Raw genomic sequence first — 22,817 nt, forward strand, 5'->3', positions numbered from 1 at the left:
AACGCCTTAAATTTAGCTCCGAGCGCCCCCAGGAATTTTTTGTTACATAGTTATAAATTTCCCCACCGACTTACTTACGGTATTTAAAAGCACAATAGCTTATTTTTTAAATTTTATTTAAAATTGTCGCAACGAGTCATCTGTTGTGAATGCCTTTTTCTCTTTATTCCTCTATCTCCTCTGCGTACTCTGCGGTTACTTTCAAAAGTATAAAATTCACCGCAGCTACACAAATGAATGCAGGTTGAGATTGTCTGTTAGTGCATAAAAAAGCAAAGCGAAGCAATCTTCAGCCCCTGGGATTGCTTCTTACTAATTATTACCCATTACCCATTATCCATTATCCATAATCAATTCTCCTTTCCCCTCAATCACTTCCCCGATCGCGAACGCACCAATTCCCTGAGATTCAAACCATTTAACAGCCCGATCGGCTTCTGTGCGATCGAGCAACAGCACAAACCCAATCCCCATATTAAAGGTATTGAACATATCTGCTGTGGCAACTTGGCCAGCTTCAGCAATCCACTGGAAAATTGGCAAATTTGGCCAGCTATTGCTGTCAATTTTCACTGATTGATTTGCGCCCAAACAGCGGGGCAAATTTTCCGGCAAACCGCCGCCCGTAATGTGAGCCATGCCGTGAATATCTAAACCACTCTTAATTGCTTCGAGGATTGGTTTAACATAAATTGTAGTCGGAGTTAGCAGCACTTCTCCTAAACTTTTGCCACCTAACTTTTCGGGTTGGGAATTCCAGTCAAAACCCCGATCGCCCGCAATTTTTCTCACCAAACTAAAACCGTTGCTGTGTACGCCCGAACTCGCCAGCCCCACAGCCACATCTCCTACCCGCACTTGCGAACCGTCCAACAATTTGCTCTTTTCGACAATTCCCACGCAAAAACCAGCTAAATCGTACTCTCCCGGTTGGTAAAAACCGGGCATTTCTGCCGTTTCCCCGCCCAACAAAGCACAGCCCGCTTGCTTGCAACCGTCAGCTATCCCAGCCACCACCGCAGCTAATTGTTCGGGATTTAACTTTCCCGTGGCTAAATAATCGAGAAAAAAGAGGGGTTCGGCCCCGGATGTCAGTACGTCGTTAACGCACATCGCCACCAAGTCGATACCTACCGTGTCGTGCCGATCGAGATTGTGGGCCAATTTCAACTTAGTCCCAACGCCGTCAGTACCCGAAACCATCACCGGCTCTTTTAAACCCTCCGGGACGCTGAAAAAACCGCTAAACCCGCCGAATCCGCCCAAAACTCCCGATCGGTGCGTGCTCTTGACCATATTCCCGATGCGCGAGACAAAAGCTCTGCCCGCCTCAACATCCACACCTGCTTCTCGATAATCCATAAGTCCGCCAAATCGATTTCTTCTAATTTTTAGTTTATTCCCATAACAGTTGACAAACAGCTTTTTTAAGACTAGCCATTCCGTAGCCCACAAAATACACTAATTTTTTGTAAATTTTTGTAAATTTTTCCGTAAAGACTGAAACGGCTGTAAGCACTGGAACTAAAGGGTTTTATGATAGAGGGTTTTGAGAAGATTTTATGAAGATTTGGTGAAAATCGCGATCGCAGCGATCCCCAACCACAAAAGTTTGTGGTAGTCTGTTGCAGTTCGTGAACAAAACACAAATTGCGGATCGAGTATGAGTTGTCAAGTGTCAGGGAAGTTTCCGCCAATTTTTTTTGCGGAAGCATTAAAGCAAAAACGCACCCGGATACTTTGCTTTGACTCACGGGGGAATGGCGAAGGGCAAGAGAGAAATCCTTGACGCCCGCCGCCAAATGGCCAATCCTCCAATCTCGGTTGGCAATGGCTATTCACAAAAATGGACGTATGAAGGAAAAATTTGTTGGTGGTCTACTCGCTGTCCTGTTAGTTCCTGTGGTAGGAACGGCATCCTCTTGTCACGCACAAGCAACAGGTGCCGACAACCAAAACTCTCAGGTTTCCGAGCAAGTAATTGCCACCCAACCGTCCCGGCAGTTAAACGCTACTAGGGTCGAAGCGCAAAAAGTCGGACAGTATCAGTATCAAGCAAGAGCTGACATTGCCCGAGACTCGATCGCCAAAATTCAGCCCCACGACTTAGGCGGGCGACAAGCAGCGACAGTCTACGTGCGAAACATTCCAGTCATCACCTTTCTGAACGCGAATCCGGAAACAAAAACGCCTTTGGGAGAAACTGGCAACAGCCAAGCCGGTGCTAGCAGTCCGTCAAAAGTAGCGGGCGCCAGAGAAAACCCTAAAGTCGGAAACATAGCTAGCAACGACAGCATCCAAGAACCTGATTCAGTTTGGCGGGCATCAAGCTTAGCAGCAAGACTCAATCAGCTAGCCCGCAACAACATCGATCCCAACAGCATTACCGTTAAATGGGAAAAAGGCGATCGCTACATTATCCAGGCAAACGGCGAGGACTTGGTAAACATCAACGCCGAAACCATCCTCCCCGATACCACCAGGGACTTTAGCCGAGACGCCCTGCAAGCAACCAATCGCCTCCGCCGGCTTCTGGGCAACGCCCCACCCCTCGAAGAAGTCGCAGGCAAACCGCAACCAGAAACCGCTGTGCTGTCTCTGGGCCCAGTTCAAGTGCGCCTCAGCGGCTGGGCTTCCTGGTACGGCCCGGGATTTGACGGCAACCTCAGCGCCAGCGGCGAGCGTTTCAACCAAAATGATTTGACCGCAGCCCACCCAAATTTGCCTTTTGGAACTAGAGTCATGGTGAGAAATCTCGACAACGGCCGCACCGTAGTCGTCCGCATTAACGACCGTGGCCCCTATGTCGGCGATCGGCTCATTGACTTGTCCGCCGGCGCCGCCAGCGTACTGGGAATGATGAGCAGTGGCGTTGCGAGAGTGGAAATCGAAGTGATCGAACCGCAGCAGCAAACAACTGTTGGACGCTGAAGGCTACTCTCAGGCAGAATACAAAAGTTATCCGAAGTGTAGAAGGCAGAAAGTAGAATAAAACTGACATCTTGCACCATTCTTTGTGGAAAAGGCCCGAAAGCCTATTATTAAGGATGGTGCAAGATGTCAAGTCGAACAAATTCTGACAAATAAACTCTGTATTCTGCCGAATGCCTTCAGGAGATTCTACCGGTGCGCCTGTTTACTACCATTGCAGCACTTCGCTGCTACTTAAATTTACAAAAGTCTGCTGCACCTCATTTGACAGTCGGTTTGGTGCCGACGATGGGAGCTTTGCACGCAGGGCATCTGAGCTTGATCCAGCGGGCAAGGCAAGAAAATGCGATCGCCCTGGTCAGCATTTTTGTCAACCCGCTGCAATTTGGCCCGACAGAAGATTTTCAAGATTATCCTCGGAATTTGGAGCAAGACCGACTGTTGTGCGAACAAGCTGGGGTTGATGCCATATTTGCTCCCTCAGCAACTGAAATGTTCGGCAACCAAGCGGTCGAACGCACAGAAACAGAGCAAACCGCCCAAAAACAGATAGAGATTCACCTTTCATCCTTAACTCAAGTAGTACCGCCACCGGCGATGACATCGGTTTTGTGTGGCAAAGCAAGGCCAGGTCATTTTCAGGGCGTCGCGGCAATTGTTACTAAACTTTTGAGTTTGGTGCAGCCGACAAAAGCTTATTTCGGTCAAAAAGACGCCCAGCAGCTAGCAATTATTCGGAAGTTGGTCTTTGATTTTAACTTGCCTGTAGAGATTGTCGCTTGTCCGATCGTCCGCGAAGAGTCGGGACTGGCAATGAGTTCTCGCAATCAGTATTTAACAGTAGAGCAAAAACAGCAAGCCTCCGTACTCTACCGCGCCCTGCAACAAGCCTCGGAAACTTTTTCTTCCGAGGATCGCACCGCAGCAGCCGCACTCGCTGTCGCCCGCGCAGCAGTCGCAGGAGAACCCGCAGTCAAGCTCGAATACGCCGAACTCGTCGATCCCGACAGTTTGACCCCCTTACAGGTTGTGGAAACAGCGGGACTTTTAGCCGTGGCCGCCAGAGTTGGCTCTACTCGTTTGATTGACAATATAATTCTCAGGAATCGCCGGCCCATTGTAGCGATCGACGGCCCGGCGGGAGCAGGCAAATCTACCGTAACTCGCCTTGCAGCAACAGCTTTGAACTTGTTTTATCTGGATACCGGCGCGATGTATCGGGCGCTGACTTGGCTGGCATTGAAAACAGACACCCCGATTTCCGACGAATGCGCGATCGCCGAATTAATCAGTTCCAGTTATTTGGAATACAACCTCGATCCCGCATCAAAGATGTTGAAGATTAACGGCGAAGACGTAACCGAGGCAATTCGCAGTTTGGAAGTGACATCCCGCGTCTCGGAAATGGCGGCAATTCCCGCCGTGCGACAGTTTCTGGTGGAGGAACAGCGGCGCTGTGGCACAAAAGGCGGAATTATAGCAGAAGGCCGCGATATCGGCACTAACGTGTTTCCCGATGCGGAACTGAAGATTTTTTTGACGGCTTCGGTACAAGAGCGATCGCGCAGGCGGCTGTTAGAACTTAAAGATAGCGATCGGGCTAATATTAGCTTGGCCCAATTGGAACAAGACATCGCCCTGCGCGACGAAAAAGACAGCACCCGCGAGGTTGCACCTTTGCGTAAAGCGGCCGATGCTGTGGAAATTCAAACAGATAATCTGACTGTTGCCGAAGTTATCGATCGGATTGTCGGCTTTTACAAAGAGAGAATCGGCCCTAAAAGTTAATTTTACGACGCTGGGGGCGCGCGATCGCCCTCATATGAAATCCGGTTAAACTCACATCTTGCACCATTCTCAAGAACAGGCTTTCCGGCCTGTTCCACAAAGAGTGAATTTTCTTGTGGAACAGGCCGGAAAGCCTGTTCATAAAAAGCTTATTGACAATGGTGCAACATCTCAGGTTAAACCAACTTGCAGTGTCAGGTAGGGACGCGGGCCGATGCGGGCTGAGTCCCTCACACTCACAATATCGTGCCATGAATCCGATTTGAGCGCCGTCCCCTGGCTGGGGAAAAAGTTCAACCATCCGGCGTTTTCATGGGTTAGGGCATTTCTGGCGTACAAATCTTAAATTTTTTTATCCGGATGGACTTCCCCACGATCGGTCATTTGCAGTAGCATTTTTACGGACTGTCCAATTTAAGATTATCCTCTTAAGTGGATTAACTTGATATCTACATAAAATCTCAAATTAACTTTACAAGGTGTGAAGGAGAGAATGACGTGACAAATTTGAAACTGCTGTGGAGGCGGCGAAAAACTTTAATCGTTGCTTTTATGGCAGCCACAGGAAGTTTTTTGCTGGGTGTGACATGGCCGATTAACTTGCGGGCAAATCAGCCCTTGCAACCGATTCAGGCGCAAGTCTTAGCCGTATCCCAGTCGCAAGAACAACAGCCGATGTCCAATATTAATAAGTTCTCCGAGGCGATCGCCAATCGAGTAGAATTTTCCCAACAGGCTCTAGCCCAAGTGCAGGCAATCCGATTTCAATCAGCCGTACCGTCGCAGTTTCAAGGTACAACCATTCGTCACGCGAAACTCGGCTCCCAGCAAAAGGCGATCGCCCTGACATTTGACGACGGCCCCTGGCCGAAAACAACTACACAAATCCTAGATATTCTCAAGGAAAATAATATTAAGGCTACATTCTTCTGGGTAGGAAAATACCTGCAAAATTCTCCCGAAATTGGCAAACAGGTCGCAGAAGCCGGTCACGCGATCGGCAATCACACTTGGAACCATGAATACCTTCAGTATAACGAAAACGGTGCCTCTCGCGAGATCGATCGCACTTCATCCTTAATTGAAGACTTGACTGGCATCCAAACATCGATGTTCCGCCCGCCAGGAGGCATTTTAAACAATGGATTGACAGCTTATGCTCAAAAGAAAAATTATGCAGTTGTGATGTGGTCTGCTGATTCTTTTGATTGGCGCACTCTTACGGAATCTTTGATAGACAACGTGATGAGGCAGGCAAATTCCGGCGGCATTGTGCTGATGCACGACGGCGGCGGCAATCGAGCAAGAACTGTAAAAGCTTTGCCTGATATTATTGCTCGGTTGAGAAACGAAGGGTACAGTTTTGTAACAGTTCCCGAGTTATTGCAGATGCAAGAACAAGACTTAGAACAGCAGGAAACAGCACAAAAATAACAATTTGGAAAAGTGGGAGTTTACACCATTTTTCCATTTTTTTGTATGCCGTTAGATTAAGTTTTCAGAACTCTAGCCGAACGACGAAGAAGGAAGAAGTAGCAACCGCGCCCAATTCCAGGCGACGTTCTTGACTACTGAAACCATTGCTTTAATTGCATTTGCCTTCTTCCTTCTTCCGACGGACATCGGACTGACATCCGTTACATCCCTTACAGAATCCGTTGCCGAACTTCATTCTTGCTTCTTCCTTACTTTAACTACACAAATCAATCGAAAATCGCTACTCTATAACAGAGCATCAGTTCGATCGCGAGTCGATCGCGTACCAACCATGACCCAAAGTCTCAGTGCGACAGGGTTGCCCCCTGCCTTCCCGGATCACACCCAACTCCCCGAATCCGACGGCACGTTTGTGAAGAACTTTCAAGAACATCCCCAGAGTATTCTGCTTACCGACTCCCTAGAAAACACACTGCAAACGCTTCACCCCGACGGACAATATGCGATCGGGCAAGATTGTGGGATATACTGGCGCGAAACAGACCCACCAGAACGCGGAGCCGAAGCCCCTGACTGGTTCTACGTGCCGAACGTTCCGCCTTTGTTAGACGGAGAAATTCGCCGCTCTTACGTGCTGTGGCGCGAGTATATGGTGCCCCTAATTGCGATCGAATTAGCCAGTGGGGATGGTTCCGAAGAACGCGACAACACCCCCTTATCTCGTTTGCCAGAAGGTATTACTCAGAAACCAGGGAAGTTTTGGGTATACGAACAGATTATCCGCATCCCCTACTACGCCATCTATACAATTAAAACCAGCCAACTGGAAGTCTACAACTGGGTGAACGCTCGCTATCGCCTGTTGGAACCGAACGATCGCGGACATTACCCGATCGACCGCATGGGAGTAGAGTTAGGCGTATGGGAAGGCAGCTATCAAAATCAGACACAACGGTGGTTGCGCTGGTGGGATAACCAGGGGAATTTGTTGCTGACCGGGAGCGAGCAAGCTCGACTCGAACGCCTCCACACCGAACAGGAACGCCAGCGGGCTGAAGTTGAGCGTCAACGAGCCGATCGCGCGGAGCAAACACAACAAGATGCTATCCCTCAACTACTGGCAATGGGTTTGACTGTCGAACAAGTTGCTCAGGCGCTTTCTCTGTCGGTGGAAGATGTGCAGCGATTGGGATAAATGGCGGCTACTCCAAAGGAAACCGTTAGTGCAATTCAATCGATCGAATCTCAGGAGTTCAGAGTATGCTGACACCCCGATATAACTCCTCAATCGGCATCTCCAGCCGAATACTCTGCAGCATCACCGTATCGCCTGCTTCATAAACCACGGTTTCCCACCGCAGGGAACTCGCATCCTGCACCCGACGACGACACTCCACCCGCATCTGGTTCTGCGCGATTAAAACATACTCTTCCAACGATTCAAGCTGTTGATAATCCTCAAACTTCTGAGCCCGATCAAAGTTTTCAGTCGAAGAGGATAGAACCTCAGCAATCAACTTGGGATAACGCTTCACATAACGATCTTCGCGATCCCGGGCATCGCAGGTGACAAACGCATCTGGATAGTAGAAGAACGCATCCGCATAATTCACCTTGACATCAGCCGAAAAAAACTGACACTCACCCTCGCGCAGGTGAAGGTTAATTGCAGTTATCAAATTAATACAGAGACGGCTGTGGTCATCGCTACCTCCCGCCATCGCGTATACCAAACCGCGCCGATATTCATGTCGGACAGTATTATCACGTTCGAGGGCAAGGTAATCTTCGGGGCTAAACCCAGACGGGATGGCAATCATAACGTTAGAGGCAAAATCGATACCTTAATTGTAGCCATGTTACCAATTTAGGCTGGCATCTAAGGGCAAATCCTGCAACTGAGAATTCACCCAATTAGCCGCCGCCAAACCCGATCGCAAAGCACCTTCTATTTGACCTTCCCCGCACAAATCCCCCGCACAAACCAGCGGCAAAGTCCCCTCCGCCGCCAAACAAGAAACAGGCAAAGGATTTCGACAAAAAGCATAGCGCCAGCGGTGAACCTGCAACCATTCCGGCTGTTTCAGCCAAGGGATTAAATATTCAGAAGTGCGATCGAGCAATTCTTGACCGACTGTTGCCAAATCGGCAGATTCTAGATGGCGATCGGCAAAATTTGCGCTGCTGTGAACCACAAACACCGGCTGCTGCGGATCGAGCCGCTTGGTGCTATCTAAACCAACCCAAGCTAAATCAGAATTCTCTGGAAAAGAAACAGATTTCCACTGCGGATTTAGATTGTTCAAATCAGACTTTCGTGCCGCAGAATAGCCAGCCATAACAGTAATGCAAGGGTCGTACTCCACGGAACGCAATTTGTCAATAAAATCAGGCGAAAAACCCATTTCAGAATTCAAAAACATTAAAGCTTGAGGAGCAGGAATTGCCACCACCACAGCCTTAGCAATCAATTCTTGAGGTATGTCTAAATTGTCGTCGGTAACTTCCAGGGAAAGATGCCACATTTGGCTGTCGGTACGAGAAATAGCTTTGACGCGGCGGCCAAACCAAATTTCTAAACCCTCCGCCAGATACTTACCAACAGCATTCATTCCAGCAGGTGCGACATAACAAGAGCTAGGAATAGCAGAAAGTTTTCCCTGTCTCAATTGCCAGACACAATCCGTCCAGAGTTTGAGGATGTGCCGATCGACCAAAGCCTCAATTAACCCCTGCACCGCATCTCCCTGCGGTTCCAGATACCGCGCCCCGTGATCGGCCCTAGAACCCTGTACGCGGCGGGTAGCGACTCGTCCCCCCGCGCCACGAGATTTCTCAACAACGGCCACAGAATAACCAGCTTGACGCAACCGTTGAGCGCAACTCAGCCCCGCCATACCCGCACCAATCACCGCAACATCGAACATAATCAATCAGTCAATCGATTTTAGATTTTAGATTTTAGATTTTAGATTGAAGCATTGACCCCACGGATGAATCCGGGGGGCAAGTTTCATCGGATACAGGTTTTTTATTTCTGCACGGATGAATCCGGGGGCTTGTATCCTGGATTCTTGATTGTCAGCCTTGTGAATCTAAACATCAGCTTAAAGGCTGCGAGCTGAATTTTTACCTTACCGATGACTCAAAAGAGCCGTAGCTTGCCGGGCCCGACGCCATCGCCCTGCACCAAGTAGTAGAATAAAGGACAGCACGAATCCATGATTAAGACCAAATCAAAAAATGCCACTGTAGGTAAATCCTAAATCCTAATGGTTGTCAATCAGCAGCAATCTAAAATCTAAAATCTAAAATCTAAAATCGAATAGGGGAGGGCAAAATTTTGGACGAACTCAGAGCAGCACTCGAATTGACAACAGAAGAAGAATTGCAGCAACTAACAGAACTTCTGTTCAGCCGCAAGTTTAACCCTTTAGATTACGTGCAAACCCCCGCACCGGTAGATGTACAAAGTCGCGATCGCCAAGCATGGCTCGACGCCGTAGAACAGCGGTTTCGCTATCTTGCAGCCGACGGGTTGACGGTACTCAGAGGGCGAACCCAACAAGTAACTTACAGACAAGCGCTAATTCAAGTTTGTCGCTATCTCAAAATCCCTTATCCCAGACAGTTGTCAACCACCGACTTAGAGGCAGAAGTATTTCTGCACTTAATGGGCCGCGCGTGGAAGCGTTTACCGGCAGATGAACAGCAAGCCCTGACAGTGCGCGTACAGCGAGCGATCGTTGATTCTAAACTCTCTGAACCCCTGCCCATTTCTGCAGAAAAAGACCCGCTAGGTTTACTGTTCAAAGGCGGCAGCGCTTTAGCTGTTAGTTCTATCTTAAAACCAATGCTGCTCAAACTAATGGCCAATCAATTTGCGCTGCATTTTGCCACGTATCAAATGGCAAAACAAGGAGTGCTTGCAGGCACTGCAACTGCAGCAACCCAGTTTCAAAATTATGTCGCAATTCAGACGGCGCGGCGCGGTATGGCGGTGAGTGCTGCTCGTTACGGTGCGACGCGGAGCGTATTTTCGTTGGTCGGTCCGGTGATGTGGACTTGGTTTTTAGCGGATTTGGGTTGGCGATCGATTTCCACGAACTACGGCCGCATTATCCCGACCATTTTTGCCTTAGCTCAAATACGCTTGACGCGATCGGAATGCGTTTGGGAACTAGCTTAACAATGGTAAATTGTAGATTTTAGATTTGAGATTGGGAGTGTGGGTGAATATCAATAATCGGTTGAAATTAGCTGCCAAACTGACAGCCGAAAATCTCAAGTCTCGCCTCCAAAAACATCCAGAGCTCCGCCTGCAAATACCTTGGAATTTCGCCCAAGTGGGGATGCTGATTTTTCCCTTAATTCCGATTTTGGGAGCTTTAGGTTTATTCCTGGGATTGGCCGGCACTTGCAAGCTCAAGTTCCGTCAAATTAGTCGCCGCCCATTGAATCGAGGATTCGCAATTCTGAGCGCGTTGCTAGTTATCACAGCCGTTTTTGCGCACAACCGTATTGAGGCTTTTATAGGGTTGTACAATTTCTTGCCATTCTTTATATTGTTTGCTGCTTTCAGCAGTTTAATTCAAACTTTGCCTCAATTGCGGCAATTGTCTTGGATGATTGTAATTAGTTCAATTCCAGTGATAATTTTAGGCCTGGGACAGCAATTTTTAGGCTGGAGTGGCATCGAGCAATTGCAGCCTGTTTTTGGCTGGGTACTCGCACCCCAAGGCAATCCCCCCGGCCGTATGGCTTCTGTATTTATGTACGCTAATATTTTAGCTTGCTATCTGACAATTGCTTTTATTTTAGCACTGGGACTGTGGATGGCAGAAGTCAGTTGTCAGTTGGCAGTTGTCAGTCGTCACCACTTACCCATTCCCAATCCCCTATTCCCAATTCCCTATTCCCAAATTCTATTTTTAAGTTTTGCAGTGATCGGAAATGCTGTTGCTTTGATTTTTACTAATTCTCGCAATGCTTGGGGACTGGCCGTTATCGCAGTTTTGGCTTTTGCATTTTATGGGGGTTATAAAAAATTATTAGCTGCGGTTTTGAGTGTGGCTAGCACAATTTTTTTGTCTGCCTTTGGCCCGGAACCACTTCGGCAATCTTTACGAAGAATTGTTCCCTCTTTCTTTTGGGCTAGACTCACCGACGAGATGTTTCCAAATCGGCCGACTGCTACTTTGAGAAAAACTCAGTGGGAATTTGCTTGGTCAATGACTCAGCAGCGTCCTTGGACTGGTTGGGGATTGCGAAATTTTACGCCTCTCTATCAAGCTCAGATGCAAGAATGGCTTGGTCATCCTCACAGTTTGATACTGATGTTGACTGCGGAAACGGGAATACCCGCAACGCTTTTGTTGTTTGGTTTAGTTGGCTGGGTTTTGGCTAGGGGTGTTTTGCTGCTGGCGAATTGGCCACTTTTTTCTGCAGATATTAAACACGAGAAAATAGCAACACAGGAAGTAGCGGAAAATGCTTTAGTGTTCAATCAAAAACCTATAAGCAATAGCACTAGTCAGGTGGTTTGTCAAGATGTAAGAGCGGCCGATCGCCTAATTTTTTTCAGTTATTTATTAGCCTTCGCCGCCTATACGCTATTTAACACTGTAGATGTGACGCTGTTTGATTTCCGGCTCAATACTACAAGCTGGTTGCTGTTAGCCGCAATTTGCGGAGTCAGCCAGAGGGAATAGACGATCGCGCATTGGAGGCAGAGGCGGGAAGGTTATTGATAACAAATAACAAATAACGACTGCTAACAGTCAACAGTCAACAGTCAACTGCCAACTGCTGTGTCTGCAAAATAAAGTCGTAGACTGAAAACGCTTGAAAGCACTGATGTTTCGTAAGAAAAATTACGGTTAAAGTTTTACACCAGAGGGGGAAACCTTTGATTTGCAAAAGAGTTTGGGTTAGTGTTGTAACAAAGTAAGTATTTTCCTGCTACTTCCCGGAATAATGTGATAAAACAAAGCAGCACGAGACAAAAGCGAAATAACTACCATGACTCGTTATGTCACACCCAGAGAAGCCTGCAAGCTTCTCTCAGTTTCCGAAAAAACCCTTAGAAACTGGGACGAAGCGGGGAAAATTAAAACCCTTAGAACCCCTACCAATCAGCGACGCTACGACATTTACTCAGTATTCAGCGACGGAATTGACCGGAGAATTACCGCACTTTACTGTCGGGTCAGCAGCGCCAAACAAAAAGGAGACCTCAACCGACAAGTTAACTACCTCCAATAAATCTACCCGCAAGGACAAGTCTTCAAAGATATTGGAGGAGGACTTAACTTCAGAAGACAAAGTCTTCTTACCCTTCTGGGACAAGTCATGTCAGGAGTTATCCGCCAAATTGTGGTCTGCCACCAAGACCGACTCGCAAGGTTTGGTTGTGACCTCATCAGATGGATGTGTGAACAAAACGATTGCCAACTCGTGGTTCTCAGTAGAACAGACTTATCTCCAGAAAGAGAGCTGGTTGAAGATATCCTTGCCATCATCCACGTCTTCAGTTGCAGGCTCTACGGACTCCGAAAGTACAAAGCTACTATCAAAGAAGATCCGAGTCTACCCGGAAACAAGATTAGCAGCGATTTGGAGAGCATGGATATCAGCTAGTCGCTGGTGCTACAACCAAGCAATCGCTATTCTGAAAACTCAGAAAATTGGCAAATATGACTTGCGAAAGCAAATCATGGATAGCGCACCCGATTGGGTAAAACAACAACCTTACAGCCCCAGGCAATTAGCAGTATTTCAAGCCTTTGAAGCGCATAAAGCTGCTAAAAAATCGAGAGGTTTCGCTAAGTTTAGGACATTTCGCGACACGTCTCAAACCATTAGATTTCAGACAGAAAATTGGAAGTTAAACACCTTCTACCCTCAAGCAACCAAAGACCTTAGCTTTAAGGCTGCCGAGCCAATTGCTGAAGTAATGGAGCATGAGCCCAGTTTAAGCCTGATTAACTAACGGTCAGTGGTTCATAAGCTACGCGGTCAGTGAAACAAAGCCTGCTACCAATTCAAATTTAGCGGTAGCGCTTGACCCCGGCGTAAGAACCTTTATGACTGGGTTTGACGGACGGGAAATATTGGAAATAGGCAAGCATGACATTGGTCGCATCTATCGCTTAGCGAGGCACCTAGATAAAGTAATGAGTCGCATCGGGCAGAACAAAGGAAGTGCTTTTAAGCGACTTCGTTGCCGTTTAAGAAAAGCTGCATCTAAAATCAGGATTCAAATCAAGAATTTAATTTTTGAGCTTCACAAAAAAACTGCAAAATACTTGTGTGACAAATATAAAGTGATTTTTTTACCTACTTTTGAAACTCAACAAATGGTAAAAAAAGGTAAACGCCGTTTAAACAAAAAAACAGCTAGAGCAATGGTTACATTGAGCCATTACAGATTCAAGCAAACGTTGAAGCATCAAGCAGCCAAGCATGGCTGTGTTGTAGTAGACACAACCGAAGAGTACACTTCTAGAACTTGCTCAAAGTGTGGACACATCCATACAAAATTAGGAGGCAACAAGTTTTTTGCTTGTCCCTCCTGCGGTCACAAATTAGATCGCGATCGAAATGGCGCTTTTAACATTTTGTTAAAAGCTTTGAGAGATACCTCCTTGACTGGAATCCTTACCGATTTCCAAGTCCTGCCATACTCAGTAATCTCGGACATCCGGGAATTACCGGGTTAAATGTATCTGTACAACTTTATTTTCGCGCTACAACTGCCAACTGCCAACTGACTTCCTTTACTCTACGGTCACCGACTTCGCCAAATTTCGTGGCTGATCCACATCCAAACCCCGACGCGCCGCAATGTGATAAGCCAATAATTGCAGCGGAATCACTGTCACAATCGGTGACAACAATTCATCCACCAAAGGCACGGGCAAAACGTGGTCAAAAATCTCGGCTTCCGCCACACCTTGCTTCGGCGTAACGCCAATTAAACGTGCGTCGCGGGCCTTCGCTTCCTGAGCGTTGGAAAGCACTTTTTCGTAGACGCTTCCGGGCATGGCGATCGCCACTACAGGCACTTTCGCGTCCAAAAGGGCGATGGGGCCATGTTTCATCTCTCCCGCCGGATATCCTTCGGCGTGAATGTAGCTAATTTCCTTCAGTTTCAGCGCCCCTTCCAAAGCAATCGGAAAGTTAATTCCCCGCCCCAAAAAGATAAAATCTTGGGTGTCTGTAAACTGGTGGGACAATTCCTCCACATACTGTTCTTGAATCTCCAAAAACTTCTCAATTTCCGCTGGCAATTGGCGCAAACCAGCAATAATTTCTGCCAATCTATCCGTGCTGATTGTTTGCCGCTGGTGCGCCAAATCCAAAGCTAAGAAATAGAATGCCATCAACTGAGTGACAAAAGTTTTAGTCGCAGCAACGCCAATTTCTATACCAGCGTGGGTGTTGATCACGTGTGGCATCATGTGGGCGATCGAACTTTCGGTTCTGTTAGTAATGCCTAACATTCTCGCCCGAAATTTATCGGTAAAACCTGCGCGGCGCTGCTGCTCCATCCCCAAAGCAGCCAGTGTGTCCGCCGTTTCTCCCGACTGTGTTACACCAATAGTTAGAGTATTTGCTGTCAGCGGTGCGGGCGCGTAGCGGTACTCAGAAGCGTACTGCACCGCAGTGGGAATATTAGCTAATTGTTCCAACAAATATTTGCCAATTAGCGAGGCGTGCCAGCTCGTTCCGCAGGCGAGAATTGAAATTTGTTCGACATCGGTGCAAAGTTCCTTGGGCAAGTTGAGATTGATCGGAGAGCGCAGATTTCCCGGCTGCCACTCGCTGTCTAAATAAGCCTCCAAACAAGCTCGGACTACGGCGGGCTGTTCGTAAATCTCCTTGTGCATGAAGTGTTTGAAGCCTTGCTTTTCGATTAAAACCGGACTCCAACCAAGGATGCGCGGGCTTTTTTTCAGCCTTTCTCCTGCAAAGCTGTAAACTTCGACTCCCATCGGAGTTAGCCTTGCCAATTCGCCATTTTCCAGCGACAAAACAGTGCGGGTGTGAGAGACTAAGGCCGGCGTGTCGGAAGCGCAGAAAAATTCGCCAGCACCAAAACCAATCACCAAAGGAGCTTGCTGTCTGGCGACAATTATTTCGTCGGGGAAATCGGCGCAAATAACGGCGATCGCAAAAGCTCCTTCTAACCGATTTACCACTTTTGCAACGACTTCTAAAAACGACAAATCAGCAATTTTTTCGGGCTTTTTCTCTTTTCTTTCTTCCTTCTCCCTTTTTGCTTCTGCAAATAACTCAGCTATTAAGTGAGGAATCACTTCTGTATCGGTATCCGAGACAAATTTATGTCCCTTTGCTTTCAATTCTTTCCGCAAATCGCGATAATTTTCGACAATTCCATTTTGAACTACCGCAATTCGCCCGCTATTATCCAGGTGAGGGTGAGCGTTATATTCCTCTGGTTTGCCGTGAGTTGCCCAGCGGGTGTGTCCGATGCCAATGGGAGCCGGAGATTCTATCTCTGCTAGCTTTTCCCGGAGGTTGTGCAATTTGCCCTTGGCTCGGATGCAGGTAATTTCTCCTTCCGAGATGGTAGCGAGGCCCGCTGAATCGTAGCCCCGGTATTCTAGTTTCTCCAATCCTGCTAGCAAAATCTCGCTTGCTGCTTGCGTGCCGATATAGCCAACGATTCCGCACATTTAACGTACTACTCCTGCTTAGCGATCGCAATAAAACTCACGTTTTATCATTTTTACCTTCTTCCGGCCCCAGAATGCAGATTCCGCGACAAAAAAGAGGGGGCGATTAAATTGCCCCCTCTCTTGTGCCCGTAATTTGATCGGCGTGTCGATCGATATTTAGTAGGCTAGACCCATACTGCGAGTGGTTTCTGCTCCCAGGTAAACCCGGATGCTCAGAAAATCGGTGGGGCAAGCAGTTTCGCACCGCTTGCAGCCTACACAGTCTTCGGTGCGGGGAGATGAGGCAATCTGAGCTGCTTTGCAGCCATCCCAGGGCACCATCTCCAAAACGTCAGTCGGACAAGCGCGGACGCATTGAGTGCAGCCGATGCAAGTATCGTAAATTTTGACTGAATGAGACATTGAATAAAGGCTCCCAACGAGTCACTAAAAATTTCCTTGCTCTGCGAATTAACAGATTTGACGGTGAGGTGCCACCGCTATAGCCTGCACAGAGAATTAAAGGTTAGTCTACCGCAGTGCTTGGAAGCACTTCGCGAAAAAGCGACAAAACTTCACAGTTATTCACGCTGGGAGTCTTATAGAACCCATTTGGGATTTATTCATTTGCCAACCGTTTGAGCATGAGCCTGATGAAATACAAATTGAGTTTCGCAGTGGCATTGGCGAGAGTCTGCTCAAAGTTCTTGACTAAACTCTTACAGCCTTACATCCCAGCGTTTGACCGTTTAATCACGAGCGCGAGTTGCCACCACGACAAATCTAGTTGTCCCTCTAATGCCACTTTTTCGGCTTTCGTTAGTTTCCGTGCCAGTTTAAACCGGATCTGGGTCATAATCTGCGGGTAAAGTTTTTACATTCTCTGCGATAATCTTATCCAGGTGATACCCATTACCCTTGCAGAATGGTAATCTTCGGAATATTGACGGGCCAGAGTGTGAAAATAATCGAGGTTGTGACTCAAAATATCAACCCAGCCACATTCATCGGACACACTGGCTTTTGTATAATCGATAAAAAACGGCAAGCTGACTGGTATCAACACCTCGATGTTGTTTGATGCCATGGGTGTATTTGAAATGGCAAAAACCTTGAGACTCGACACTGGCAAATTGCACGTATTTTTGACCGCTACACGGAGTTATTAAAGGCATTCTAGCCGTTTGTTAATCAACTTTACGCTGTGAGCTAATGAAGGGAGTTCGGGGAGCCAAGAAGAAACCCACGAGACTAGCGAAGAGAATCGGTGTAAAAGTACTAAATCCTGTCAACTTGGCGAGTAGCAGAGTTGTACTAATTGGAGTTCTAGTAACTGTTGAATTCAGAGCAGCCATTACACAAATCATTGCCAAAGTCTCGTTGGAGGCGGGATTAATGATAGCGATTGCCTTTCCTAAACAGGCTCCTATAAAAAACAGTGGGATGATAATCCCCCCCCGCCAGCCTCCATTTACGGTCGTACTAATGGCAAACACTTTAGCAATAACTAAAGTTAAGAGAACTCCCAAAGAAAAGTTTCCCTCAACAATTTTTTCTATTTGATGTTCACCAAAGAAACGAGTGAGCGGAAATAAAGCTGATAACACACCAAGTGCTAGCCCAGCTAAAGTAGTTCGCACATAGATTGGACTGGGTATCGAATCAAACAAGCGACCAACACTGCGAAATACAGCGATAAAAAACCACCCCATGAGCGCACCTACGATTCCATAAGCAATCGCTGCGCCAAAGTCATAAAGGCTGTCCACATTGTATTGAGGAAAATGCCAGGTAGGACCTATTCCTAGCTGGGTAATTGCTACAAAGATCGTGTAACTTGCACAACTTGCCACTACCGCAGGCAATATTGCTTCAAAATACTCCACAACATTCTGATGATGCAGAATTTCTAAAGCAAAAAAAGTACCACCCAATGGAGCGCCGAACAAAACTGTAAAACCAGATGCCATGCCAGCAATACTTAAAGTTCGTAGTGCCTCTCCACGCAATTGAAAGCGATCTGCTAACCACGTACCAATTGAACCTGTTACTTGCACCATTGGTGCTTCTGGACCAGCACTGCCTCCACTTGCAATACTGATGAGCGACGACAGAATCATCGAAGGATTCTCGTTCATTGGTAACCGCCCACCATTGAGATGAATATTGTCAATAATCAACCCTATTTCGCCAGGATTTCCCAGCCAATGAATGAGCAAACCGATGAGTAAACCCGCAAGCGGCATGATGATTAGTAGAGAAGGTCCACTAAAATATTCAAATCCCGCCATTATGTAAGACAAAAATATCCAATAAATTGCACCAAACAAACCACAAATGATTCCTAGCATTGCCCATAGGAATACCGAACGTGTGAGATTTACGGGGTTTCGTTTCATTGTTTACTCCTTGTCAATAGCTAGGCAGTTAGAAAGTCTTAAAAAACAATTTTGTGTAATTGTATACACTTTCTGTTGTCTGCATATTAACCTACCAACCACCACACTTGCTTTGGAGTGTAGATCTGGGCTATCGAATGCGAAGAGAGCAATCGCAGTATAACAAGGGCTGGCAAAGGAACTGAGGCATAGGTTATCAGCGGTGAAGCCACCGTGCAACACGATGATCCGCTGAAGCCTCCGCCGTTAGACCGCTTCATCTCTTGGTGGCGTCAATAGCTTAAAGAACCCATTTGGGCTATCTGATGATGAGCTAAGATCAGAAATCAATCGCATAGTCGAGCTACTTAACCGACAAAGAGTGATAACTCCGCAGCGCCTTTGCTGCCCCACAAGAAGAGTAGACCACCTCTAGGGCCAAAACGACAAATTGTAAACGGTATCTTGTATCAACTCAAGAATGTACCATCGCGATCGATCGTCCCGCTAGCACTTGCGTATAATTCCGATCTAACCGGATTTGATATGAGAAAAAACTATAGTCCTGACTACCAACCTGAATTTGATATGAGAAAGGACTAAAGTCATTACTACAAACCCGCGCAAATCGATCGACTAAAAGCCTAATTTTTCTAACACGGGCTTAGTTGACACAATATGTCGATCGAGCCCTAGTTTTTTTGGCTCCACACCCAAAGCCAAAGCCACCAATTGCGACAAATGCAACACAGGCAAACCCAACTTGCGCCCGATTACTTTTTCCACCTCCGGCTGTCGCGAATCCAAATTCAAGTGACACAGCGGACAAGGAGTCGCCATACAATCAGACCCATTGTCAAGAGCATCTTGAATATGTTTGCCTGCCATCTGAAAAGATTGGTTAGTGGCATAACTCGCCAAAGGCCAGCCGCAGCACTGCGTCCGGCCTCGATAATAAACCGGAGTTGCCCCGATCGCCCGAAACACATTTTCCATCGATTCGGGTTGGTGCGGATCATCGTAAAGCAGCTTATCCTGAGCTCGCAGCAGATAGCACCCGTAAAAAGACGCGCACTTCAAGCCCGAAAGCTTGCGGGTGACTCGCTTCTGCACCTCTTCCAGTCCATAATCCGCAACGATCGCCCACAACAGATGTTTCACCTCGGTACTGCCTTGATAAGGCGAACAGCCTTGTTTTTTTAGTAAACCGTTGACTTTTTCTATGTAGTTGGGATCGATTTTCTGAGATTCCTTGAGGCGATCGTCCACATGACCGATGACCCCTTGACAAGTGCTGCAATGCGTCAGCAAAGGTAGATTCAGTTCCTCAGCCAACGCAATATTGCGAGCGTTGACAGTATCTTCGAGCAACTGCGAATCTTCCTTGAAAGTACCAGAACCGCAGCAGGAAGCTTTCTTTAGTTCCACCAGTTCAATCCCCAACGCTTGAGTTAGCGCCATTGTAGACAAGTAAAGTTCGCGTGCCGCCCCTTGGGCAACACAACCGGGAAAGTAAGCATATCTGAGAGTTTGGGATGGCATAGTCATTTCTGCTGGGGACACAAGGTTCGGGAAAAGAAAGTTGAGCGATCGAAGGCGGGAGGCTTCCTGCTTAGTTTTCCCTCTTTATAATTAACCTATCACCGCCTAGCTAGGAGCCAATTGTCAGCTTTTCTCAAGCATTTTGAGTTGATGACTGACGCACCATTTACCACAAACCCGGTTCATCAACGTTATCAGGTGGCTAAACGAGATGATTCATTTTGGGCTATTGGGTTTTTTTGCCTTAGTCCTATAGTTGCTGCGATCGTCGGTGTGCCAATTGTCGCTAGCCCGTGTCACTTAGAAAAGCGGCCAGCGTTTCTCCTGCAGATCCCCCTTTCGGATAAGATTAGATACGCAGCAACCAATGAGGACACGATGTTATGAGCCAAGACGACATTTTTGCTAGAGTCAAGAAAATTGTGGCAGAGCAACTGGAAGTCGATCCGAGCGAAGTCAAGCCCGAAGCCAACTTTGCTAACGATTTAGGAGCAGATTCCTTAGATACTGTAGAGCTGGTCATGGCCTTGGAAGAAGAGTTTGATATTGAAATTCCCGACGAAGCAGCCGAAGGAATTACTACGGTTCAAGCTTCTGTAGATTTCATCAGCAGCCAACTTGCAGCTCCAAAAGCATAAAATACCTGTCTTTTCCCCTAAGAGGAGAGAAGTTAGTAAACTGGAAACTCCTCTTTTGTTCTGCGTTCTGGGTGTTTAATTTTTTGAAACTGAAATCATGACAAATTTAGAGCGTAAGCGCGTTGTTATCACGGGTCTCGGCGCGATTACACCGATCGGCAATACCTTGTCCGAATATTGGGACGGGTTGCTTGCCGGGAAGAATGGTATAGGCCCGATCACCTTATTCGACCCGTCGCGGCACGACTGCCGCTTTGCCGCAGAGGTGAAGGGTTTCGACCCACACGACTATTTAGAGCGCAAGGAAGCAAAGCGGATGGATCGCTTTGCTCAATTTGGGGTGTCAGCGAGTAAACAAGCTGTTGCTGATGCGAAGTTTGAGATTAACGACCTGAACGCAGAACAGGTGGGTGTCATTCTTGGCACTGGCATTGGTGGCCTGAAGGTTTTGGAAGAGCAGCAAGAGATCTATCTGACTCGCGGCCCCGATCGATGCAGCCCGTTTATGATTCCCATGATGATTGCGAATATGGCCGCAGGTCTGACGGCGATTCAAACGGGTGCTAAGGGACCAAACTCTTGCACGGTGACGGCCTGCGCTGCCGGGTCAAATGCGGTGGGTGATGCGTTTCGCCTAGTTCAGGGGGGTTACGCGCAAGCCATGATTTGCGGCGGTACCGAAGCTGCGGTGACACCTTTGTGCGTAGCGGGTTTTGCTGCGGCGAGGGCGCTTTCGACTCGCAACGATGACCCGACTCATGCTTGCCGTCCGTTCGATCGCGATCGTGATGGTTTTGTCGTCGGCGAAGGTGCTGGCATTCTGATTTTAGAAGAAATGGAACACGCTCTGGCGCGTGGCGCGAAGATTTACGCAGAAATCGTCGGCTACGGTTTAACTTGCGATGCGTATCACATGACTTCTCCGGTACCGGGGGGGGAAGGTGCGTCGCGGGCGATGGCTTTAGCGCTCAAGGATGGGGGTTTGACGCCGGATCAAGTGAGCTATATCAACGCTCACGGCACGAGTACGCTTCCCAACGATTCGACTGAAACAAAAGCGATTAAGCGGACTTTGGGAGACCACGCTTACAAAGTAGCAATTAGTTCTACCAAGTCAATGACCGGTCATCTTTTGGGCGGTTCTGGGGGAATTGAAGCGGTGGCGACGGTAATGTCGATCGCCAATGACAAAATCCCGCCTACAATTAATCTGGAAAATCCCGATCCTGAGTGCGATTTGGACTATGTTCCTCATACAAGCCGCGATCTAAAAGTTGATGTGGCGCTGTCGAATTCTTTTGGATTTGGCGGCCACAACGTGACTCTGGCATTCAAGAAGTTTGTTCAGTAACAGGCAATTTGAAAGTCGAGAGTTAAAAAGGTGAAAAATTAGTTTTTCACCTTTTAATTTTAGATTGAGCCATCGGCTATTAACTAAATCAACTTTATTCAACCTAAAATGCGATCGTGGGTTAGATCCCAGCAGCAGTTAAAGTGCTGCTGGGTTTTGGCTATTTTGTTTTTTGATTTGTCGTTGCTACTATCATCTCCGGGCGAGCGCTTGACCCAAAATGCTTACTTGTCATGAGTCAAGCGCAACGAAGTAAGCGCGTTGCCGAAAGGGCTGGATTTCAGGGGGCGACAAGCGCCCCCGAAGCCTTACAGGCAAAACTTTTCGCGCGATCGAGCCGCCTCAAAAATTTCTGCTTATTGACATAATAATCTCTTGAGGGAAAAGAATACCCAGTTGTGATAAAAAAGTAGGGTCCTGTTAATACCAGAAGACCCAAACCAATAATATGTTGCCCTTATTCTATCACTCGATACTTGAAAAATATCTGACACCAGCACAATTACTTACTCTTCAAATGCTAGTCTGGTTGTTACAGTATCAAAAATAAGTTAGAATAGAACGATTAGCTGCCACCCTACAATTACCCATATTACAAAGTAGTCGTCGCCGTCACATACAACGATTTTTACAGATTAAAGAACTCAGCATAGTGGTGTTGTGGTTCCCGCTCGTCAAAGAAGCGCTCTCCCGCCAGCTCAAAGCTGGGAGTCAATTAATCATTGCATTAGATAGAACCCAATGGAAAGAGTATAATGTTTTAATGGTAAGTGCGATCGTTCAAAAAAGAACATTTCCCATATTCTCGACACTATTAGATAAACAAGGAGCTTCAAATCTTGCCGAACAGCAACAAGTATTGCCTCCGGTAATTACGCTCTTAAAAAAATATAAATTAATCATTATTGGTGATCGAGAATTTCATAGCATAGAGCTGGCACAATGGTTACACCGCCAGCGTGTGAGTTTTGTCCTCCGTCAAAAAAGCAATACTACTTTCCGATAAAAAAACAACCGACTCTCCTGAACTTATGGTTATAAGTTTATCTAATCAGACCAGCAAGCTAAT

20 protein-coding genes and 1 pseudogene are annotated in these 22,817 nt (G+C 47.2%); 12 read left to right on the forward strand and 9 right to left on the reverse strand.

Translation table 11 applies throughout. The annotated features are described in order from the left end of the window. Positions 1 to 333: 333 nt before the first annotated feature. Entirely contained in the window at positions 334 to 1,362 is a 1,029-nt protein-coding gene (gene purM / locus QUA38_RS14585; protein ID WP_333162881.1) for a phosphoribosylformylglycinamidine cyclo-ligase, read from the reverse strand. Between the two features lie 492 nt (positions 1,363 to 1,854). On the opposite strand from purM, the gene QUA38_RS14590 reads away from it, so the two are divergent. Continuing rightward, entirely contained in the window at positions 1,855 to 2,931 is a 1,077-nt protein-coding gene (locus QUA38_RS14590; RefSeq protein WP_333162883.1) for a septal ring lytic transglycosylase RlpA family protein, read from the forward strand. Between the two features lie 195 nt (positions 2,932 to 3,126). Beyond that, positions 3,127 to 4,719 (forward strand): bifunctional pantoate--beta-alanine ligase/(d)CMP kinase, encoded by a 1,593-nt coding sequence (locus QUA38_RS14595; protein WP_333162885.1) that lies wholly within the window; start codon positions 3,127 to 3,129, stop codon positions 4,717 to 4,719. 171 nt (positions 4,720 to 4,890) lie between these two features. Here the strand turns inward: QUA38_RS14595 and QUA38_RS14600 are convergent, their stop codons facing one another. Continuing rightward, positions 4,891 to 5,058 (reverse strand): hypothetical protein, encoded by a 168-nt coding sequence (locus QUA38_RS14600; RefSeq protein WP_333162887.1) that lies wholly within the window; start codon positions 5,056 to 5,058, stop codon positions 4,891 to 4,893. 159 nt (positions 5,059 to 5,217) lie between these two features. Between QUA38_RS14600 and QUA38_RS14605 the strand changes: the two genes are divergently transcribed. Beyond that, positions 5,218 to 6,153 carry a polysaccharide deacetylase family protein gene (locus QUA38_RS14605; protein WP_333162889.1) on the forward strand — a complete coding sequence of 312 codons (936 nt, stop codon included), beginning with the start codon at positions 5,218 to 5,220 and terminating at the stop codon, positions 6,151 to 6,153. A gap of 334 nt (positions 6,154 to 6,487) precedes the next feature. Next, the gene (locus QUA38_RS14610) at positions 6,488 to 7,351 is read left to right on the forward strand and encodes a Uma2 family endonuclease (RefSeq protein WP_333162912.1); all 864 of its coding nucleotides are present in this window, start codon (positions 6,488 to 6,490) and stop codon (positions 7,349 to 7,351) included. 58 nt (positions 7,352 to 7,409) lie between these two features. On the opposite strand, the gene QUA38_RS14615 is transcribed toward QUA38_RS14610, so the two are convergent. Beyond that, entirely contained in the window at positions 7,410 to 7,976 is a 567-nt protein-coding gene (locus tag QUA38_RS14615) for a Uma2 family endonuclease (protein WP_333162891.1), read from the reverse strand. Between the two features lie 39 nt (positions 7,977 to 8,015). Further along, positions 8,016 to 9,083: an FAD-dependent oxidoreductase gene (locus QUA38_RS14620; RefSeq protein ID WP_333162892.1), complete on the reverse strand. Its 1,068-nt coding sequence runs from the start codon at positions 9,081 to 9,083 to the stop codon at positions 8,016 to 8,018. Between the two features lie 416 nt (positions 9,084 to 9,499). On the opposite strand from QUA38_RS14620, the gene QUA38_RS14625 reads away from it, so the two are divergent. From QUA38_RS14625 to QUA38_RS14645, 5 genes and pseudogenes are all read left to right on the forward strand, one after another. Then, complete coding sequence (locus QUA38_RS14625) at positions 9,500 to 10,345, forward strand: YaaW family protein (RefSeq protein WP_333162894.1); 846 nt, start codon at positions 9,500 to 9,502, stop codon at positions 10,343 to 10,345. A gap of 43 nt (positions 10,346 to 10,388) precedes the next feature. Continuing rightward, positions 10,389 to 11,867 (forward strand): O-antigen ligase family protein, encoded by a 1,479-nt coding sequence (locus QUA38_RS14630; protein ID WP_333162896.1) that lies wholly within the window; start codon positions 10,389 to 10,391, stop codon positions 11,865 to 11,867. Between the two features lie 310 nt (positions 11,868 to 12,177). Then, positions 12,178 to 12,795: pseudogene (locus QUA38_RS14635) on the forward strand (IS607 family transposase). Positions 12,796 to 12,871: 76 nt separating this feature from the next. Next, on the forward strand, positions 12,872 to 13,147 hold the full coding sequence (locus QUA38_RS14640) for a hypothetical protein (RefSeq protein WP_333162899.1): 276 nt from the start codon (positions 12,872 to 12,874) through the stop codon (positions 13,145 to 13,147). 13 nt (positions 13,148 to 13,160) lie between these two features. Then, the gene (locus QUA38_RS14645; RefSeq protein ID WP_333162914.1) at positions 13,161 to 13,877 is read left to right on the forward strand and encodes a transposase; all 717 of its coding nucleotides are present in this window, start codon (positions 13,161 to 13,163) and stop codon (positions 13,875 to 13,877) included. A 57-nt stretch (positions 13,878 to 13,934) separates the two neighbouring features. Here QUA38_RS14645 and glmS read toward each other — a convergent pair whose 3' ends face one another. From glmS to QUA38_RS14670, 5 genes are all read right to left on the reverse strand, one after another. Continuing rightward, positions 13,935 to 15,857 carry a glutamine--fructose-6-phosphate transaminase (isomerizing) gene (glmS, locus tag QUA38_RS14650; protein ID WP_333162902.1) on the reverse strand — a complete coding sequence of 641 codons (1,923 nt, stop codon included), beginning with the start codon at positions 15,855 to 15,857 and terminating at the stop codon, positions 13,935 to 13,937. A gap of 159 nt (positions 15,858 to 16,016) precedes the next feature. After that, complete coding sequence (gene psaC, locus QUA38_RS14655) at positions 16,017 to 16,262, reverse strand: photosystem I iron-sulfur center protein PsaC (RefSeq protein WP_015175986.1); 246 nt, start codon at positions 16,260 to 16,262, stop codon at positions 16,017 to 16,019. Positions 16,263 to 16,713: 451 nt separating this feature from the next. Beyond that, the gene (locus QUA38_RS14660) at positions 16,714 to 16,926 is read right to left on the reverse strand and encodes a hypothetical protein (protein ID WP_333162904.1); all 213 of its coding nucleotides are present in this window, start codon (positions 16,924 to 16,926) and stop codon (positions 16,714 to 16,716) included. A gap of 100 nt (positions 16,927 to 17,026) precedes the next feature. Next, on the reverse strand, positions 17,027 to 18,238 hold the full coding sequence (locus QUA38_RS14665) for a chloride channel protein (RefSeq protein WP_333162906.1): 1,212 nt from the start codon (positions 18,236 to 18,238) through the stop codon (positions 17,027 to 17,029). 615 nt (positions 18,239 to 18,853) lie between these two features. Continuing rightward, positions 18,854 to 19,759 carry a CoB--CoM heterodisulfide reductase iron-sulfur subunit B family protein gene (locus tag QUA38_RS14670; RefSeq protein WP_333162908.1) on the reverse strand — a complete coding sequence of 302 codons (906 nt, stop codon included), beginning with the start codon at positions 19,757 to 19,759 and terminating at the stop codon, positions 18,854 to 18,856. Between the two features lie 383 nt (positions 19,760 to 20,142). Between QUA38_RS14670 and acpP the strand changes: the two genes are divergently transcribed. The 3 genes from acpP (at position 20,143) to QUA38_RS14685 (ending at position 22,754) form a co-directional block, all read left to right on the forward strand. Next, complete coding sequence (acpP, locus tag QUA38_RS14675; RefSeq protein ID WP_333071912.1) at positions 20,143 to 20,397, forward strand: acyl carrier protein; 255 nt, start codon at positions 20,143 to 20,145, stop codon at positions 20,395 to 20,397. A gap of 97 nt (positions 20,398 to 20,494) precedes the next feature. Then, positions 20,495 to 21,748 carry a beta-ketoacyl-ACP synthase II gene (fabF, locus tag QUA38_RS14680; RefSeq protein ID WP_333141624.1) on the forward strand — a complete coding sequence of 418 codons (1,254 nt, stop codon included), beginning with the start codon at positions 20,495 to 20,497 and terminating at the stop codon, positions 21,746 to 21,748. Positions 21,749 to 22,400: 652 nt separating this feature from the next. Next, positions 22,401 to 22,754: a transposase gene (locus QUA38_RS14685; RefSeq protein ID WP_333162910.1), complete on the forward strand. Its 354-nt coding sequence runs from the start codon at positions 22,401 to 22,403 to the stop codon at positions 22,752 to 22,754. The last annotated feature ends 63 nt before the right edge of the window (positions 22,755 to 22,817 follow it).

The sequence above is a fragment of the Microcoleus sp. Pol12B4 genome, from assembly GCF_036701385.1.
Lineage (GTDB): Bacteria > Cyanobacteriota > Cyanobacteriia > Cyanobacteriales > Microcoleaceae > Microcoleus.